This is a genomic window from Vibrio limimangrovi, from assembly GCF_054064025.1.
Map to the genome: position 1 here is coordinate 84,768 of NZ_JBSUGF010000001.1, position 17,054 is coordinate 101,821.

18 protein-coding genes and 1 pseudogene are annotated in these 17,054 nt (G+C 37.0%); 10 read left to right on the top strand and 9 right to left on the bottom strand.

Annotated features, from left to right (window positions below; all coding sequences use genetic code 11):
- Window positions 1–182: 182 nt before the first annotated feature.
- From ACWYU8_RS00360 to ACWYU8_RS00390, 7 genes are all read left to right on the top strand, one after another.
- Window positions 183–1,433, top strand: coding sequence for a putative phage abortive infection protein (locus ACWYU8_RS00360; RefSeq protein ID WP_457516157.1), 1,251 nt, complete (start codon window positions 183–185; stop codon window positions 1,431–1,433).
- 13 nt (window positions 1,434–1,446) lie between these two features.
- Window positions 1,447–3,777: a DUF262 domain-containing protein gene (locus ACWYU8_RS00365; RefSeq protein WP_457516158.1), complete on the top strand. Its 2,331-nt coding sequence runs from the start codon at window positions 1,447–1,449 to the stop codon at window positions 3,775–3,777.
- A 402-nt stretch (window positions 3,778–4,179) separates the two neighbouring features.
- Entirely contained in the window at window positions 4,180–4,743 is a 564-nt protein-coding gene (locus ACWYU8_RS00370) for a hypothetical protein (protein ID WP_457516160.1), read from the top strand.
- A 364-nt stretch (window positions 4,744–5,107) separates the two neighbouring features.
- Window positions 5,108–5,578, top strand: a complete 471-nt coding sequence (locus ACWYU8_RS00375) for a hypothetical protein (protein ID WP_457516161.1) — start codon at window positions 5,108–5,110, stop codon at window positions 5,576–5,578.
- A 3-nt stretch (window positions 5,579–5,581) separates the two neighbouring features.
- Window positions 5,582–5,938, top strand: coding sequence for a hypothetical protein (locus tag ACWYU8_RS00380; protein ID WP_457516163.1), 357 nt, complete (start codon window positions 5,582–5,584; stop codon window positions 5,936–5,938).
- 16 nt (window positions 5,939–5,954) lie between these two features.
- Window positions 5,955–6,566 carry a hypothetical protein gene (locus tag ACWYU8_RS00385; protein WP_457516165.1) on the top strand — a complete coding sequence of 204 codons (612 nt, stop codon included), beginning with the start codon at window positions 5,955–5,957 and terminating at the stop codon, window positions 6,564–6,566.
- A 221-nt stretch (window positions 6,567–6,787) separates the two neighbouring features.
- Window positions 6,788–7,834 carry a hypothetical protein gene (locus ACWYU8_RS00390; RefSeq protein ID WP_457516167.1) on the top strand — a complete coding sequence of 349 codons (1,047 nt, stop codon included), beginning with the start codon at window positions 6,788–6,790 and terminating at the stop codon, window positions 7,832–7,834.
- A 143-nt stretch (window positions 7,835–7,977) separates the two neighbouring features.
- On the opposite strand, the gene ACWYU8_RS00395 is transcribed toward ACWYU8_RS00390, so the two are convergent.
- Both ACWYU8_RS00395 and ACWYU8_RS00400 read right to left on the bottom strand, forming a co-directional pair.
- The gene (locus ACWYU8_RS00395; RefSeq protein WP_457516168.1) at window positions 7,978–8,253 is read right to left on the bottom strand and encodes a hypothetical protein; all 276 of its coding nucleotides are present in this window, start codon (window positions 8,251–8,253) and stop codon (window positions 7,978–7,980) included.
- Window positions 8,243–8,521 (bottom strand): hypothetical protein, encoded by a 279-nt coding sequence (locus ACWYU8_RS00400; protein ID WP_318189889.1) that lies wholly within the window; start codon window positions 8,519–8,521, stop codon window positions 8,243–8,245. The genes ACWYU8_RS00395 and ACWYU8_RS00400 overlap by 11 nt, the downstream gene beginning before the upstream one ends.
- A gap of 1,279 nt (window positions 8,522–9,800) precedes the next feature.
- On the opposite strand from ACWYU8_RS00400, the gene ACWYU8_RS00405 reads away from it, so the two are divergent.
- Window positions 9,801–10,811 (top strand): hypothetical protein, encoded by a 1,011-nt coding sequence (locus tag ACWYU8_RS00405; protein WP_457516170.1) that lies wholly within the window; start codon window positions 9,801–9,803, stop codon window positions 10,809–10,811.
- Window positions 10,812–11,014: 203 nt separating this feature from the next.
- Window positions 11,015–12,220, top strand: coding sequence for a hypothetical protein (locus tag ACWYU8_RS00410; RefSeq protein ID WP_457516172.1), 1,206 nt, complete (start codon window positions 11,015–11,017; stop codon window positions 12,218–12,220).
- A 50-nt stretch (window positions 12,221–12,270) separates the two neighbouring features.
- Here ACWYU8_RS00410 and ACWYU8_RS00415 read toward each other — a convergent pair whose 3' ends face one another.
- The 7 genes from ACWYU8_RS00415 to ACWYU8_RS00445 all read right to left on the bottom strand — a co-directional run bounded on the left by ACWYU8_RS00415 (window position 12,271) and on the right by ACWYU8_RS00445 (window position 16,606).
- Window positions 12,271–12,612: a hypothetical protein gene (locus ACWYU8_RS00415; protein WP_318189893.1), complete on the bottom strand. Its 342-nt coding sequence runs from the start codon at window positions 12,610–12,612 to the stop codon at window positions 12,271–12,273.
- A gap of 75 nt (window positions 12,613–12,687) precedes the next feature.
- The gene (locus tag ACWYU8_RS00420) at window positions 12,688–13,281 is read right to left on the bottom strand and encodes a hypothetical protein (protein ID WP_457516173.1); all 594 of its coding nucleotides are present in this window, start codon (window positions 13,279–13,281) and stop codon (window positions 12,688–12,690) included.
- 104 nt (window positions 13,282–13,385) lie between these two features.
- Window positions 13,386–13,937 carry a recombinase family protein gene (locus ACWYU8_RS00425; protein WP_457516175.1) on the bottom strand — a complete coding sequence of 184 codons (552 nt, stop codon included), beginning with the start codon at window positions 13,935–13,937 and terminating at the stop codon, window positions 13,386–13,388.
- A gap of 165 nt (window positions 13,938–14,102) precedes the next feature.
- Window positions 14,103–14,336 carry a hypothetical protein gene (locus tag ACWYU8_RS00430; protein WP_457516177.1) on the bottom strand — a complete coding sequence of 78 codons (234 nt, stop codon included), beginning with the start codon at window positions 14,334–14,336 and terminating at the stop codon, window positions 14,103–14,105.
- Entirely contained in the window at window positions 14,329–14,619 is a 291-nt protein-coding gene (locus ACWYU8_RS00435; protein ID WP_457516179.1) for a hypothetical protein, read from the bottom strand. The genes ACWYU8_RS00430 and ACWYU8_RS00435 overlap by 8 nt, the downstream gene beginning before the upstream one ends.
- On the bottom strand, window positions 14,612–14,914 hold the full coding sequence (locus ACWYU8_RS00440) for a hypothetical protein (RefSeq protein WP_457516181.1): 303 nt from the start codon (window positions 14,912–14,914) through the stop codon (window positions 14,612–14,614). The genes ACWYU8_RS00435 and ACWYU8_RS00440 overlap by 8 nt, the downstream gene beginning before the upstream one ends.
- Window positions 14,915–15,016: 102 nt before the next feature.
- The gene (locus ACWYU8_RS00445; RefSeq protein ID WP_457516182.1) at window positions 15,017–16,606 is read right to left on the bottom strand and encodes a recombinase family protein; all 1,590 of its coding nucleotides are present in this window, start codon (window positions 16,604–16,606) and stop codon (window positions 15,017–15,019) included.
- Window positions 16,607–16,640: 34 nt separating this feature from the next.
- Here ACWYU8_RS00445 and ACWYU8_RS00450 point away from each other — a divergent pair.
- Window positions 16,641–16,910 (top strand): annotated as a pseudogene (locus ACWYU8_RS00450) (carboxypeptidase M32); the annotation flags it as partial.
- Window positions 16,911–17,054: the final 144 nt, after the last annotated feature.

A 17,054-nucleotide genomic window follows, 5' to 3' on the forward strand; every position in this document is an offset into this window, starting at 1 on the left:
TCGAATGTAAATGACCTAAAATTTCATCATCGTCAACCACCCACTTTCCAATAATTCAAAGTGAATTGATTGACATGTATAATCAAACATCCAAAATCTCACGGGATTTCTTGTAGTTCGGATAGATGCATGTCAGTATTACCTGCACAATTAGTACCAGTATTGATCTATAAGGAATAATAGTGAGTTTTTTTGTATCAGAGCGGTTCTCTAAAGTCCTAATTTTTTTAGGCGTATTTTTACTGATTGTATTTCTCTTATCCTTTTCTTATAAATCTATATTTTTCAACTTTGATGTTCCAATTAAAACAGACGTTTTCGGGCAATTTGGAGATATTGTAGGAGGTGTTATTGGTTCTTTATGGGCGTTAGCCGGAGTTATACTTTTCTATGCGGGACTAACCGAACAGCGTAAAGATATCCAAACTAACCAAAATGCACTTGAAAAACAAATTTCTGCTTTAAATTACCAAAAAGAAGAAATGGAACTACAGAGAAAAGAATATGCAATGGCTCGAAAAGTATTCGAGGAACAAAGGGAAGCCTTAAAAGAACAAGCAAAAACATCTAGAGTTCAGCAATTTGAGTCAAACTTTTATTCATTACTTGATATTTACATAGGGATTCGTAAAGATATCGCCAGCCAAAGCGGAAGTTTTATATCTAAAGTTAACAAAGAACTTTCCTCTTTAGATATACATAACACAGAAGCAAAAGATAAAATAAAATTAATAAACAATAAATATCAAGAAATATATTACAAAAATAAAGACAACATTTCCCATTATCTTAAGACTATTTATCGAATTTATAAAACTATTGATGAACAAGAAGATTTAAACATCAAAAAGAAATATTTCTATTCAAAAATAGTTCGTTCTCAATTTACTGAAGAAGAGTTATTTTTAATATACTATAACGCTCATTCTTCTTATGGTGTTAATTTTAGACCTCTAATTTTAAAATACAACATTTTAAAACATTTAATGCCTATTTCAAAAGTTGAATTCAAGTTTATTTTAGATGAAGACAACTCAGTGAATATGAAGAGACATTCTATTACATCTTGGTTAGATAGCTTTTTAAGTTCCAACTGGCACTATATGTATGATCTAGAAATAGAAAATCCAAGTTATTCATCTGAGTTAGCTATAGATAGTATAGGTAAAATTATGATTCAGATGGAATTAGATATAGATGAAAATATAATAATTAAGATTACCAATAGCTCACTTGATATTGAAACTAAATTATGCTTAGAAAAAGGAAAGATGTTAAAATTCATAGAAAATTATTTTTACGACAGGTTAATAAACAGTCATTTTGAAGAATTATCAACTAATGATTACATTGACATTGTAGAGAAAAACGATTCTATATTAGCTAAAATTAGCATTGAAAAAAATATCAACTTTGTAAAAGATTTTGTTTAATAAGGTATCATACATGGAAAACGAATTTAACAGGTTATTTAAAAACAATCTAAAAATAAACACTCGAACTATATCTGTGAAAACCTTATTAAGTGAGCGAAATCTATCAAGAATAAATTATAAACCTTATTATCAAAGAAATTATGTTTGGGATGCGAAAAAAGCTACATTTTTCATAGAAAGTATTCTTTTAGGTACCGATATCCCACCACTTATTTTTTTCAAATCAGGTAAAAATATTGAAGTAATTGATGGCAGACAAAGATTTGAAACGCTGAAAAGATTTAAAGAATCAAGTTTTAAGCTTACAACTCATGGGTTGATGGAATTAAAAGTTCTTCAAGATGAAAACTTCAACACACTTAATCCAGAAATTAAAGACGCTTTCTTAAATACTAAAGTTAGATTATTTGAATTTGAAGTAGTTAATGAGCCTCGGTTATCTCTAGAATTAGAAGACAAAATCAAAAAGGAAATATTTAGAAGATACAACACAGGTATAACTCCTATTAATTCAATGGAATTAGATAATGCTAAGTACGATGAAGACTCTTTAACGACTGTGATAAAAGAGTACCTAGAATCGAACAAAGATACTGTAGTAGATATAATTAATTGCTTCTTTAGTAATAAGAAAAGAAAATCGGATGTAACTTCTTCATCGATAGCAGATTTTTTGCGTAGGTATATAACGTTATCTCACTTTCCAATATATTCATATGCTGGCAGCGGTAGTAGAACAGACATAAGAGAACTACTTTATGAATTTATTACTGACAATATCGAAGATAACGAGATATATTTTAATAATTTCATTTCATCAGTAAAAGACGTAATATATATCCATAAAAAGATATCGATTATTGAAGACTTAGATAATAAACTTATTTATGAGTGTATGCTTTGGGCTTTTGAAATAATGAAAAGCGAAGGAGTCGAATATATCATTGACGATAATATATTTCCAAGCTTGATTGAACACTATAAAGACAACCTGCACCTATACTCTTTAGATGGTGCTCACTATTATGGCAGCATAGTAAAGCGATTTGAAGATACTAGCTCATTTTTTGGTAAAAAATACAACTTTGACTTTGGTATATATATAAAAAAAGATGGCTTTAGCTCTCAGATTAAAGAGATGAAACAAACTGAAGAAGATGGATTAAAAAGAATTAATGTTTTAGATAAACTTAGAGTATTAAAGCCAGAACCGTCATCAGAGCCAATCGAGGAAGTAGTATCTGATCTAAACACTAACAAATATATGTTAAGACCTTCTTACCAAAGACAAGAAAGAATTAGTATAGCTAAAGCATCTTCCATTATAGAAAGCATTCTTCTTGGTATTTATCTACCTCCAATATTTATCTATAAAAATAAAGACGGTGTAAAAGAAGTAATTGATGGTCAGCAACGCTTACTTTCAATTCTTGCTTTCATGGGCAAACAATACTTAAATGAAAAAGGTCAAGAAGATTACTCAAAAAATAATAACTTCTCTTTGAAAGGATTAAAAATACTGACTGACCTTAATGGTTCTAAATTTAGCGCTCTACCAGAGAATTTATCTGAGAAAATATATGACTTTGATCTAAATATCATTGAAATAGATTACAAGCTAAACAACGCATTTAAACCCGTAGATTTGTTTATCAGACTAAATAACAAGCCATATCCTATCAAAGAAAATTCTTTTGAGATGTGGAACTCTACTGTTAGTCTGGATGTTATTCAGAAAATAAAAGATATAACTGAAGCCAACATTGATTGGTTTTATTTGAGAGTTGTAAAAAAAGATCGTGTCAACGACCGTATGGAAAACGAAGAAATGATTACTGTTTTATCGTACCTTGATCATTTGGAATCAACTAACTCACCGATTAAAGGCGTAGAGTTTTATCTTAAGCAAGATAGACTAAATAGTCGGATAACGAACAAATCAGGAATATCAAACTTTTTAAATAGCTTAGATTCTAATCCAGCGAAGAAAAAGGAGTTTGTCGACAGCATCAATAATACTAAAACTTTTATAGATAAAATAAATTTATTGCTCGGAGATTCTAACGACAAGCTTTCAGAATTAAATGACATGTTCAATGTTAAAAACATCACTGCTTTTAAGCGCTCCCTTCAAGACATATATTTACTTTGGATGGTAATACATAAAATAGACATCAAAACAATAGAAAATTCCAGATTAGAAATAAAAAATGATTGTGTTGAGTTATTAAAGAGCATGAAGAATACAGAATCCAAGGAAATAAATGAACAATATATGTTACAATTTATAAAACAAGTTGATATTGTCATCGAAAAGTACTCTAAACCAAGTAATCACTAGTTTATATTAGCTAGGCCTGTATATACACAGGTCTAGCTATCGACTTTTAATTTGCTTATAACTCTATGAATTGTAGCTCTACTCGTGTGGTATTCTCTCGCCATCGCTGAGAACGAAGCTCCACCAACAAGTTTTGGTCTAATCTCTTGGCGCTGTGCGTCATTAAAACAGACTTGCGATCAACTTTGTTGCCTATCCGCTCTCTAACACTTTGTAAATGGTCACCAATAATTGAGTCTTCTAGTTCCATAAATACATCAATGACTTTAAGGAACACCTAAGAATTCGATGTCGTTAACTTATATAGCTTAAAAAGGCTCACTGACTAGAAAGCTAGTAGTGCCATTAACTTTGTAATCATACAATAGCAATCATAAATATCTTCAAACAGGAGATATTTAAATGAGACCAACATCAACTACTCTGACATTCAACGAATACCTAGCAGAATCGAGAACACTTGACGCAGCTCGTAAATGGTTGAGAAAGAACACAGCTAAAACAGGCAAGGTACTAAACAATAGATTGAAACTACTACTCGAACGCGCTCTATCAAGTTTGTTTGAGCCAAGTGAAGCAACTAAGTTAAGTCGCCAAATCAACGCTTACACTACAACTCTTGTTTCTTCTTTTGAAGAACTGCAACAACTCGCCAAAGTAGTCTTTAACGACACCAACGACCAAGCCAATCAATCTAAGCAGCTTAAAACCCTTGCGATACAAATAAGACAAATGACCAGCCAGTTTTTAACGACTCTAGAAGACTACCGACGTTCAAGCACTAAAGGCGGTAAATTTGCTCGTGGTGGCAAAATCGATGAAAAGCTATACGCCGAAGCTATTCGTAAACTTGAAGCAATAGAAAAGCTCTGTGACCACACTTCAAAGGCAGCGGCATTTCTGGCAATAGACAACGTAGAAGCCGCTAGTAAACAACTACAAGCTGTCATCAACGCAAAACTTTAATCCCTCTAGCCCTCGCATCATGTCGAGGGCTTTTTGTGTTCAATAACCTGCTCAAAAACTCTTTATAAATACTTGCATATGAGAAATGCATCTTCTCATGCACCGAATGATTCCAATTCCTGCTAGTCAGCCGCGCTAGTGGTGCACAAAGCGGCAATTCTAAAATTACAACATAGAGGCAATAACATGAAAAATGCAGGCGGCAGACCAGAACGGTTTGATGAGATAGCCAGTGCCGAACTGGCAATATTGTCTTGTCTAGGTATCAAATCGATTAGCTCTCTAGCTCGTGAGAATGAATGCTCACGCAACACAGTAATCAAGTACGTTAATCGTTATTCAGAAAGACTAGAGGTACTTGGGTATGCAAATTAACTTGAAGCACGTTCAACGTGACACTTCAAACCGTTGGCTGTTAAGTGCTGTTCTCGATGCCATTCAATATCAAGCACCTGAGGCGTTTCAAGTTTCTTGTCGTGTTGCTGGTGGACTTGATCAATGGCTAAACGAGAAAGAGCTAGAAACACTCTTATCTGCTCATGAAAACGAGTTAAAGCAAATTCAACAACAAGCCGAGTATGAACAACTCAAGAAGACTAAAGAAGAGTCTAGAGTTCTATATGCCTATGACAAACATAACGATTCAACTAAGTGGGTTGTGGGTAGAACGACGTTAGACCGTGAGCAAATGACGTTTACTAACTATCAATTCAAGAACTGGGTTCAACGCCAACTAGATCGTAAAGACATTACAGTGTCACAACGAGAAGATCTATTAGCTGCCAACTACTGGCTAGCGAAGGCAAAGACAATAATCATTAAAAACGGGATTTAAAATATGTACTTCCAAGAATTAAAAAAAGCAGCTTCAGCTTTGGACAGTGGCTTTCTTTACAGCGTCGTTAGTCGATTAGCGACACTTGAACAACAGTCACCAAACGCTGTTAAGGCTTATCAAGCAGAATTCGACAACGTATTGAAAGACAAATCAATTGAATATCTTGCAACAGTAGAACCGCGTTTAGGTAGCAAGAAATCGATGGAAGACTTAGCCGATGATATTAAGTACTTGCTTCATGGCAAGCACCTCGACCAGTTCATGCGCGAGTGTCAGCACTACTCTAGCATGCCTAAACCAGTAGCTAAAACAGATAGCCACGCTTTCCGAGACTGGCTTCGAATCAATAGAAAATAATTAAAGGATATTGGACATGCGACTAACTAAAGAACAAAAACGAATCGCTGAACTTGAAGCCGCTTTGTACTCTGCCGAGTTAAAATTGGAACGCTTAGAAGAAGCAGAAGAACTAAAGATTACTAAATCAAGCATTACAGTTAAGCCTGTTGAATTAACTAGCTTTAGACAACATAGCCGCGCTATTGACGATGAAATTGCAAATAGCGATTACCTATCAACAAGTGTTACCGATGCATTGTCGGAACTACGTTGGATGGTTATTCACTGTAGTTCTCTTGCTCAATCTATTGAGTATGAAAAGCAGTTGATGCGAGCCAAGGCAGCAATTGTTTCAGATACCTACGTTGGACAACTAGCGCGTGATGTCGCCAAGAAGTCTGTACTAGGTTCGAAAGTCGCTAATCAACTTGCTGTTTTTAATGCCTTGTTTGAACTAGATAGAGTTCAGGAAGAAATGGACGTGTCTGACTTTACTGATGATTTGTTAAAACATGATGCCACTTCAATTCTTAACAGTTCAACTGGCAAGTTGTCTGATTTGGTGGCTTTGAGAAAGGCGCGAATGTGTGGGTCATACGGACAGATCGAGAAGGCTATTGATAATATTTTAGGTAATGATGAATAAAATCTTGCTAATACATTTAAATTGTACTGCTGTGATTACCAATGGAGGCTGACAGCATTAATTATACCCCCTGACTCGATCATTTAGATTTTAACCAGCTAACTTACGCTAAACCAATTACAATTGGTATTTCTATACAGCACATTCCACAAGGGAATCTTTGTCATTCCGAACCACCTTTACTACAGTTACATTTGTGACCATGGCTTAGGTTGACGACAATGGCAAGAGATAGCAAACGACTCATTCAAAATCATATTTTTAGTAAATTGAATTACTATTTCACTTTCAATCCAGAGGAAATAGTTCAAGTTGGTGATTATGGACCACTTACGGATTGGTCATTCGATAAAGCCGGACACCTAGATATCAGGACGCGGAATTGGCTCAAAACCGATAATTCAGTAAAAAGTCAGGGTAAGAAACTAGGTTGCAACTTTTCGATTGACAAAAAAGGCATTGCTAAAGTCGACTCTGTGTCTGATAGTGGACAGTTAGCTTTTATGTTACATGGGGAAGGTGCGTACATAGCCCACTACAAAGATAAAAAAAAAGTATACTTGAAACACAGAAGAGAAATGCTGGCTAAACTAGCAGAAGAAATAGCTAGCGGCCAAATTCCGTGGAATGATGAAGATTACCTAGTGACGGATGTACTAGTTGTTCAACCATTAGCGTACGCTTGGTCTGACGGCGAGGCAGCTACGATTGAGTTTACTGTTAAAAGTAACGCTACACTTAGAGATGATGAACATACTACTTTATTCGATATAGGGGCTACATACGCTAATAATACATCATCTAGTGGATTAGTAAGTAATGTGTTGCTTGAACAAAAATGTTACCCATTTGTAAAATACTCCGAATTCGTTTTAATCCATTTGAGAGAAGGTTTGAACATAATTTGGAAACCCTTTGACTTCTTGAGAAGGTTATATACATCTGGAAAAAGACTAAAGCACGTAATGGTCTCCTCTTACACTCCCTTTCAGGATTGCAAATATATTGATCCAGACTCTTCGATAGGACTTGAAGATGAAACTGGGCATTTGTACATACTTTCACTTTACGATGTTAAACCGGATGACATCGAAGAACGTGAAAGTTTACTTGCAATGTATGAAAATGATATTCGAATCCAGGAACTTCAAGAAGCAATGGAGCAATCGCAAGCGGATTATGTGCTTCAGCAGTTGAATAAGCCTATTCATCCTTCTTCTATAGATACACATTCAATAGATACAAAGTCAATTAAAGGTAACCACTAGTCGAATTATCTTAAGTGTTTTAATCATAACTTTGGGACAAAATCTATCCTAGATTAACGTCGAAAAACAAGTAGTATAATAGTTTTGAGGACTAACTGATTTGGTTCTAACCAACGCATTTAAGATGTTGTGGTAAGTAACCATCACCACTTGATGCTGATCGCCAAGCGCTCTGGCGTTGATGACACATTAAAGCTAAATTCCTCTTTCTCAAAATACGACCGTAGCCAGTCAACCAGCTGATATCTAGCGTTGGCGATATGGTCAAGAGTTAACTCTGCTGAAGTCTCGCCTAGCTCGGCTTTCTTTCGGACTTCTGCAACAGCGAAGTCTACGACACGCTGACGCGCTTCTGTTACGTCGGTCTTGAAACGTATGGCTGGTTCATATGTCGCGGCTCTGATTGATTCAAGAAGCATGTCTACCACCCCTGAATTCTTTTCTAAACTCACTAGGCGTTGCATCTGCAAGTTCCAGTAGCTCTTCTTGGCTCCATTCTTCAATAGCCGTTAAGAGTCGGTCAAAGTACTGACAATCGTTATCAGTTAAACCATTCCTTCTCTTTTGATCGGTTTCGTGGATTTGTTCCCAGATACGTTCAACAAAATAAGAACGGTCGAATTGTTGACTAGAAAAGTGTTCTTCTGGATTGATGTTTTGACTTGATAATAAGCTTGGACAAAGCATTTTGATTCACCTCTTTTTCGTTTGTTGTATTTATCTATCCATAAAATTCAAACCAAAAAAAAGCAGCCTTACGGCTGCTCAACAAAACGAGAGGTTTTACGATTGAAGTGAATTAACAAATTCAATCGTATTTATACAAGCAGTCTGGTAGACAGCTTAAAAACATCTAAAAGGTTTACAATCAAGAATTCTGAAAACATTCAACTGTATTTATAAAAGGCAAATGTATGTCAAAAGCATTTTAACGTCTAGATTCGACTCTAAGCGAATTTAAAGACTCATTTAACAAAGTGCACTACTAGCCAGTTGAAACCATCTTAGAATCGCGTTGAAGAGCATCTAGCTTGCGCTATACAAGTCAAAGATAACTAACAAGCAATCAAAAGCTAAACTGTCCGGTAGCACGCAGTGCTATCGAAAGACGGTGACTGCGTAGCAGTCTCTTAGTCTACCAATAGAGACTATTCAAAGAACCACAAGTACCATCTACTTGTAATAAGCGAAGCGATAACAAGGTGAGCCGAAGGCGAACGGGCGAAGCCCCAATTGAAGACCTATTGAAGCCGCGTTCCAAGAACGACCAATTAGACGCTTCGCGTCGGTCGCTTCGCTCCCAGTTCTATTCTTGTTGTTCTCCCTTGGACTCTCGTTCTCTTTCTCGTTACTCGTATTAGTGTTCCTCTTAAATCTAATCTCATAACCTATTGTTTTTACTAGGCTAGTCTTTTTAATATGTACGCAAAAGTGTACTTGATATGTACTTCTAAACGTACGCAACACTTAACTAAAATGTACGCGAAAGTGTACGTGAGATTGAGTCAAAGTGTACGTTGAAACGTACGCGAAATTGCGCACTACTCCACTGTGTCACCTGCCCGTTCGAAAGTAATTTCAACTTTTTTCACTCAAACCATCAATCCTCGATCTGACTTGTTATAAATAGAAGTGTAGAAACAAGAAAAGAGAGAATGATGAGAATCAAAAAACCACGTAGAACCCCAGAACAGAAGCGATTGATTTACGACTTGTACTTGAACAGCGAACTGACCATCGATGAGATAAGCAAGCAATACAGAATATCAACTTCAACTATCTACAAAATCGTTAGAGAAATCGAAAATGAGAGCTAAGGCATATTTGAAAGTCAGTGTTCCTATCGCTATAGCTGAAGCACTGCAAGAACTACCTGAATACAACAAGATATCTATTACGCAAATTATTTTCGACCTAACCCAAAGTAAACTGAAGAACAACTCCAATGAGAGTAATGAGGTATCACATGAATCAACCATTAACTAAAAAAGCAACGCTATTCACCAATAGCAATTTAATTCAAGTTCGATTGCAAGAACAAACTGGTCAACGCTCATATAAAGAATTAGTCAAACGTGTGACGTTGAAGAAAACCGATAAGTTAAATGTACGTACATTGATTGAATACGACCGCAAAGATAAGCAGCTTGATTCAAAACATGACCAACTGTCAAAGAAGATTTCTCGTAAACTACACAGCACTGCCGAGTTGTATACGGCTGTTACTGGCAATTACTTTATAGCTCTTGATGCAAGTACCGCTCAAGTACTATTTGCAGACATCAACAGTCATGAAATTGCAATCGCTTGTGTTAAACATGTAGATAGTAATGATCTCGGTGAAGTCCATAACGGTGAAGCAAAAATCGTGCACGGAAAACTAAAAGAGACTACAACTCTTTTAATCAATGACGAAGTCAGCTTCGGCGCAATTATACAAAATGCTTGTGATACATTTAACCGTTCAAAAGACGAAATACTATCGATTATTAAAAGTAACATCGAGGAAAAGCAATTGCATGAGGCTAAACCAAAACGAATCCCTGTTGAGGCTAATCTTACTTTGAACTGGCAAGTAGAAGAAATCGAATTAGTTATTGAAGAGGATGAGATTGAAGCTTTATTTGAACAAGACAACGACGAAGTAGACCTAGACAAAACAACCAATAACTTGATCAGTTCATTAGCGATTAACTACAACCGTGACTTGCTAAAGGCGATTAAGCCGTTAGTTGAACCAGAGCATGTCGAATACCTTGAAGACATAGTTAAGCTACTTGATAAAGGCATGAGACTGCTGCCAGATAGGTTCACGATTGAGAAGATCACTCAGTTCTATCCCTTGATGTTCTGCAACGCAAATTTCCGACAAACTGAAAAACTTATCGCCGAAGAAGAGTGCCGGTTAGCTAGTGCTGCCCTAGCCTATAAAAACTGGTCTGAAGAAGAAGCACAATTTGAATTGCTTGAAGTGTAAACTAAACTGTGACGGCTATATGCAAAAGATAACCCATCTCACATTCGAAGTATATTGATGCTAATTATCCAGATTTTCACTTGACTGAGGCTTACAAACGAGAAAGATTAAAGTTAAATCATAATAGACTGCAATTTAACATGAATATCTGTACTCGTTATCAATGTGATACTTGCGACACCTTAATCGACTGCCGTATTGGAATGTCTAACCGCCAAGTCCAACGATTTCAGTTCGCATGTCCTGAGTGTAATGAACAAATCACTTTTACCTTAGGTCTTGATGATCTTGAAGGTGCTACCGAAATCAAGGAGTTTGAAGGTCTATTTTCAGGTGAGAACCCTTTTATAGACCTACACTTAGACTTTCCAGTATCATTCGGCAACTATGAGCAAGGGAACACCGCGTTTATGCGTGTTATCCATTCAATCGGACAAGATTCTTATCGCCATTTGTTTACTCGTTTAGATTTGCTCAATAGATTGAGTGGTCATCACCGAAACTTGCGTAGACTAATATCTCAATACAAACGTGGCGACATAAAGGCATTTGAGAAAGTAGTTAAAAGCCTTGCTGATTTAGAGTTTGTAAAGCTCAAGTCTCACAAACAAGAAGACGTTATTGCAGCTCTGTATTCTGCTACGTCGATTATGTCTTCTCCTCTTACAGTGCATGAACACAATACTGAACTAAGTAAGGGAATGCCGAAATTGCTTTTTACATTGTACTCTGAACACAATGACAACTTAAACGCCTTCTTCGATAGTATACTCAAAACAGGATTTCTAAAGACTGTTCATCATGACTGTATAAGCCTATACCCTAAGTTAATTAAGTTAGAATTACCTCTTCGCCCAGCTTTGTATTACGACTACTCTGAAGAAGATCTTGGTGACGTTCCGGCTAGAGTATCAACAGAAAGCTTCGATACTTGTAACAATACATATAAAGACCTCGCCGAAGTATACTCACGACAACTAGTTTTAGTCGCAGGGTTAAACAATTTGATACATCGAGGTGACTTCAATTTATTTTCAGACGAAATTCGAATAAGTAAGAAAAATAATAAAGTGATAAAAGAGTTCTCTTCTTTAGCCGAATATGCCAATGTTGACTTAGGCAGGAAACTCGCAGCTATAGATAACTCTTTCTTTAATTTTGATGAAGATGCAATAGATACGCGCTTAAGAAACGGCATAGCGCATTACAAGTACGAGTACGATGAAGCGAATCAAATCATCACTTACAGCTCGGCTAAAGAAGGTCTGACTAGAGATAAAACCATTGAAATGAGTTTTATGCTCTTCTTGAGAAAAATGCTTCTTCTATTTCGTGAAGTTCATAGCCTGAACCATGTCATCAAAGCACTTCTCTATCATTGTGTTTTGGTTTTAAAGAAAGAAGTTTAAATCAGGGTCACAACGATGAAATAAATAAAGCCCCTTGATGGGGCTTAGATTTACCATTTAACGTCTGAACCACTGTTTATTGGTTTACGTGCTGATCGGAGGTCTTGACGAACTTCACCTATATCCATTTCACTAACTTCTTTTAACTCTTGTTCAGACAGACCTGTATTGCAATACACTATACTTTTCTCATACGCTTGGTGATAAGACTCTACAGCGAGAGTCGCGTCATCAAAATATGAGTACCATTGAACGTAATTCTCTAGTACGTCATCAGCATGACACTGACCATATGAATAAACTCCAGCATCATAGTCAAGACCAACTTCATCTGAGTTTCTTTTGAAACTCTCGAAATCGTCTTTTTTAATGCTCGTTTTCAGTCTATTCACATGTCGCTTCTTCAGTTTATTTAAGTTACGAACCAATAGCCTAAGGAGTATATCTTCATTAAGATAACACCCATTTCAAGCGATACTTTTTATTGATCCTCTTATCTTATCAAGATTAACTCCATTGCGATTTACAGGTAAAGCATCATCTGGTCGTTCACCTTCATTTGACTTCGTCCAATATTTCATCTCACCGTTTATGTTCTTTTCATATTTGATCGTGTAGTTATTGATCGTTCCATCTTCAATAAGTTCTTTCCAAGGAGACTTAGCTAATGCTCTTGGTGAAGTTGAACCAGTAATGTGTTCTACACCACGGCTATCTTTGTAATAGAAGTGAGGTGGTTGTTTCTTTTTCTTTTTTTCCTCTACTGGTGTTTCTTTATTTGTATCACTCCATGACACATTCAAACCGATCTTCTTTGCCAAATCGAAGTCATTAATTGTTGGTTGTAGCTTTCTATACTGTAATACCTTTTCTTTAATATCAGATAAAACTTGATCCCTTTCAACTTCTCGACGTCGCTCCAACTCTTTAGTCAACGCGTCTATATTTTTAATAAGCTCTTCAGTAGAAATCTCGTTGGCATCAACGTCAGTTCGCAAGCCTAAACCGTCTTTTGGATTATACATAACACCCTCATCAATCCAGTTTTCCAGATGTTCCAATACACCTATCTTAATAGAGATATTAATCTACATAATATAGAAGACTTTGGCGACACATAGCTTCACACTTTGAACTATCCACATACCTTAATTTTCCATTCAAACTAGTTAGTAACTGAAACCTTTGTTCTCTGCACCGTTGACACGCCGACACCTAGCTGCTGAGCTGTTTTGCGAATCGATAGACCACTTTCAAGACAATCTAATATCGCTTGCCTATCAACTGTCGCAGTGCGACCTTTGTACTTCCCTGCTGCTTTCGCTTTGGCAATGCCTTCTGCCTGACGTTCAAGTAGCATTTGACGCTCAAATTGATATACCGAACCTAGTAAGTTCAACAACAGCTCATTCATTGGGTTACTCTTGTCAGCACTGAACAGCATATTCTCTTTAATAAACTGAACCGCTACTGACTTGTTGTTAAAGAACTCGATCAGACCTAATAGATCTTTCATGTCACGTGCAAGACGTGAGATGTCATGAACCACAACCGTGTCACCTTCGCGCACGTATTCTTTCAATCTCTGTAGCTCAACCCTATCAGTTGTTGATCCGCTACATTTATCAGTAAACACTTTATCCAGTTCAACACCATCGAGCTGGCGAACTGTGTTCTGCTGTACAGTCGATACCCTAATATAGCCAACTTTACTCATACTACACTCACTGTATTCATTTAACTCTAGATATGGATACTATAGGATGTATTCAAGGCTCAATTCAACCCTATTGAACACAGTTAACGTATTCAATCGAATGTGTTCTTAGACAGTAGTCAAATGAATACAAAAAGCCCCCGTATCTCTACGAGGGCTAGTGATTCAATCAGCAAGTAGTTTTTCAAGTGACTCTATTCGTTCACCGTTGTGCTTAGTCGTGGATTTTATAGAATCAATATCATCCAAAATGATATCCGTTCTTTCAATCATTACGTCTTGCTGTGTTGACAAAGTATCTAACGTTGAGTTCAACTGACCGTAGTTATTTGAAAATGAGATGTTTGAAATTGCTAATGGCATTAAGATAATTGCCAACCCTGCTAGTATCTTATTCATTTCCACCACCTAGTTGTTCAAGTAGTTCTCTTCGTTTCCGTTCTCGCTCAGATTGCTCAAGTAACGCTTCTTCTTGTGAAGCCAAGCGGATTTGTTCCTGTTTCTTCATCTTATCTCGAATAGCATCAAGTCGTTTCTCTGCTTCTTCTTGGCGCTCTTGGTCTTTAAGCTGTTCTCGGCGATACTCATCTAACGAGCCAACTTCACGAAGAAGCTGAAGGTGCGTAATTTCGCAATGGCTTGATTCCGAGTCTTGTTGCATTTTTTTAATTGGCTTAAGCATCGTGTGACTCCATGAATGCTTCGAGTTCATTTCTTGATAACGTCTTTAAGTACGCTGCCGATACTAGGTCTTCTTCGTCGATTGCCTGCTTTAACAATCTGTCTTTATGTCTAAGGTGGTGTTGAATCAGCATCAAAAGTACTTGTCTTTGAGTAACTGCACCGTAATCACCAGCTAAAGCATTCTTGGTTAGTTCTTCTTCATCGAGTGTTGAATCGATAATTAGTTTCTTTGCCGATGTTCTTTTTGATTTTCTCCCAGCTTCAGAAGCTGTTTGTGAGTTGAATAATGCCATTTTCCGTTATCCCGTTATTTTTAACCGTTTATTGTTTTATTTATTAGCTAACAGATATGAAAAAGGGAGCTGATAGCTCCCTTCTCGACGTTATTCAATTGACTAAGTAAGTAAAGGCTTTAACCTTCTATTGACTGCCATACCATTATCAACAAACTTTACGGCTCCACTCTCTCCGACCTTGAATTCAAACTGCTCATCAGTAACAAACGTAATCGTAACTAATGGCACTGATTTGAAATCATGCCCCCGTAACTTAATAACAATGCTCTTACAAATACTGCTGATCAACGTTCTACATTTCAACCTAGCTTCTTTATCTCCTGCTCGCGCTTTATCAGCCAGTTCCACCAGCATATCTACCCATTTCTGAACATCACTTTGATTAACATCTGGCTTTTGTGAATCACGCTCTTTAATCAGCTTTTGCTTTTCTAACTCCAGTCTGTCGTGAGCATCTCTGAACAACTCCCAAGGTGCCCCTGCTGCAACCTGTTCAACAATATGTTTAACTTTGTTGTCTGCTTCGTCTATTAAAGCAGAGTAGTTAACATTGTTAACTGTAGGCACTAAAGACTGAGGTTCAACACCAATACATGCTGCAAACAATACCGCGCTTTCTATTGGCTCAAGAAAAACAGACGAACAGCATGAACTTGTTTCTTTATGCGTTAAACAGTGCAAACGTGTAACGGTTCTACTGTATTCCCCAGAGCGTTTATATTGCTTTTGTGTTTGAGCACCTAACCCACCTCCGCAATAGCCACAAGTTGTAAACCCTTTGCCATGACCAGTAATCAAGTGAACAGCTTCACCTCGGCCATGCATAGTTTTACTACGCTTCGTTCTATGCTGTTGTAACGCTAACCACTTGGATTTTGAAATCAACGCTGGGTAGAAGTCTTCAAGATCGTAGTCAATACCTTGAACGTTAATTCGTTTCATTCCATATAAAGCATGGGACTTAACAATGTTTGCAACTGTAGTCTGTCCCCAAGCACTACGTTTACCTGATAGCGTTGGTATGCTTTCTTCTGTCAGTTGTCTGGCTATCTTTAGAGAACCTATCCCTTGATTGTACAGACTCAGTATTCGACGAATAACTTCTACACGTTCATTAAAAGAGTACGTGTCATCGTCTTTGTTGAAATTAAGCCAACTAGGGTCAGCACCTAGTCGTCGAATTTTTCCATTCGATTGATACTGGTTCAAAGCACTCTTTAAGAAAGCATTTGAACGACGTTGTTTAGTTTCAGACTCTTCATTCGCTCGAATCATCACAACAAGTGACATAATTAACTTGAATGGGTTTTGTTGAATCTCTTCCCGAGAATAAACTTGATTGTCTGCGGCAGTTACGACCGTTATACCAGACAGAATCAAGTCACTTAATGCCGATTGAGCTATTAATGGGTCTTCACGGCTCAAACGGTCTAATGATTCAACTACCAGCACTGAGCCAGATTGAACTTTGCCTGCTGTTACCGCCGCCAAGAACTGACCAAATGCTCCCTTTGTCTTATGAACGCCATGAAACGCACTAAGCCCCTTGTCCATCATGGTTAAGCTCTTATCTAGCTCTAAGCCATGCTCAAGGGCGTATTGCTCAGCGAAATGTGACTGGCGTTCGATTGATGTGCCTTTAGCTTGTTCAGGGCGGCTAAAGCGCATATAACTGTATACTTTTCTCATTGTTACACCATACTACAAAATGAAAGTTATCACTATACATTGGACAGATGGTGCATTCGGTTACTTCCCGAGCTACACATTAGGCGCTATGTATGCCGCGCAATTTATGGCAGCTATGAAGAAAACAGTAGACGTTGACGGTACTATCCAAAGCGGGGATCTCAGCCCTATCTTCACTTGGCTATCAGACAACATTTGGAGCAAAGGCAGCTTATTAACAACGGATGAATTAGTTAAGGAAGCAACGGGTGAAACACTGAATCCTGTCCATTTTCAGAGCCACTTAAAAAATCGTTACCTCTAGTTTGGTTATTTATATGCGGGCTACTCTGAAATAGCTCGTATCTTTTTATTCACGGCCTTTTAGATGATAGTAATACGGTGCCCTTTCAAGATTTTGTCGATTGAAAAATAGCAGTACGTAATGTAGCATCAATACTATATGGAA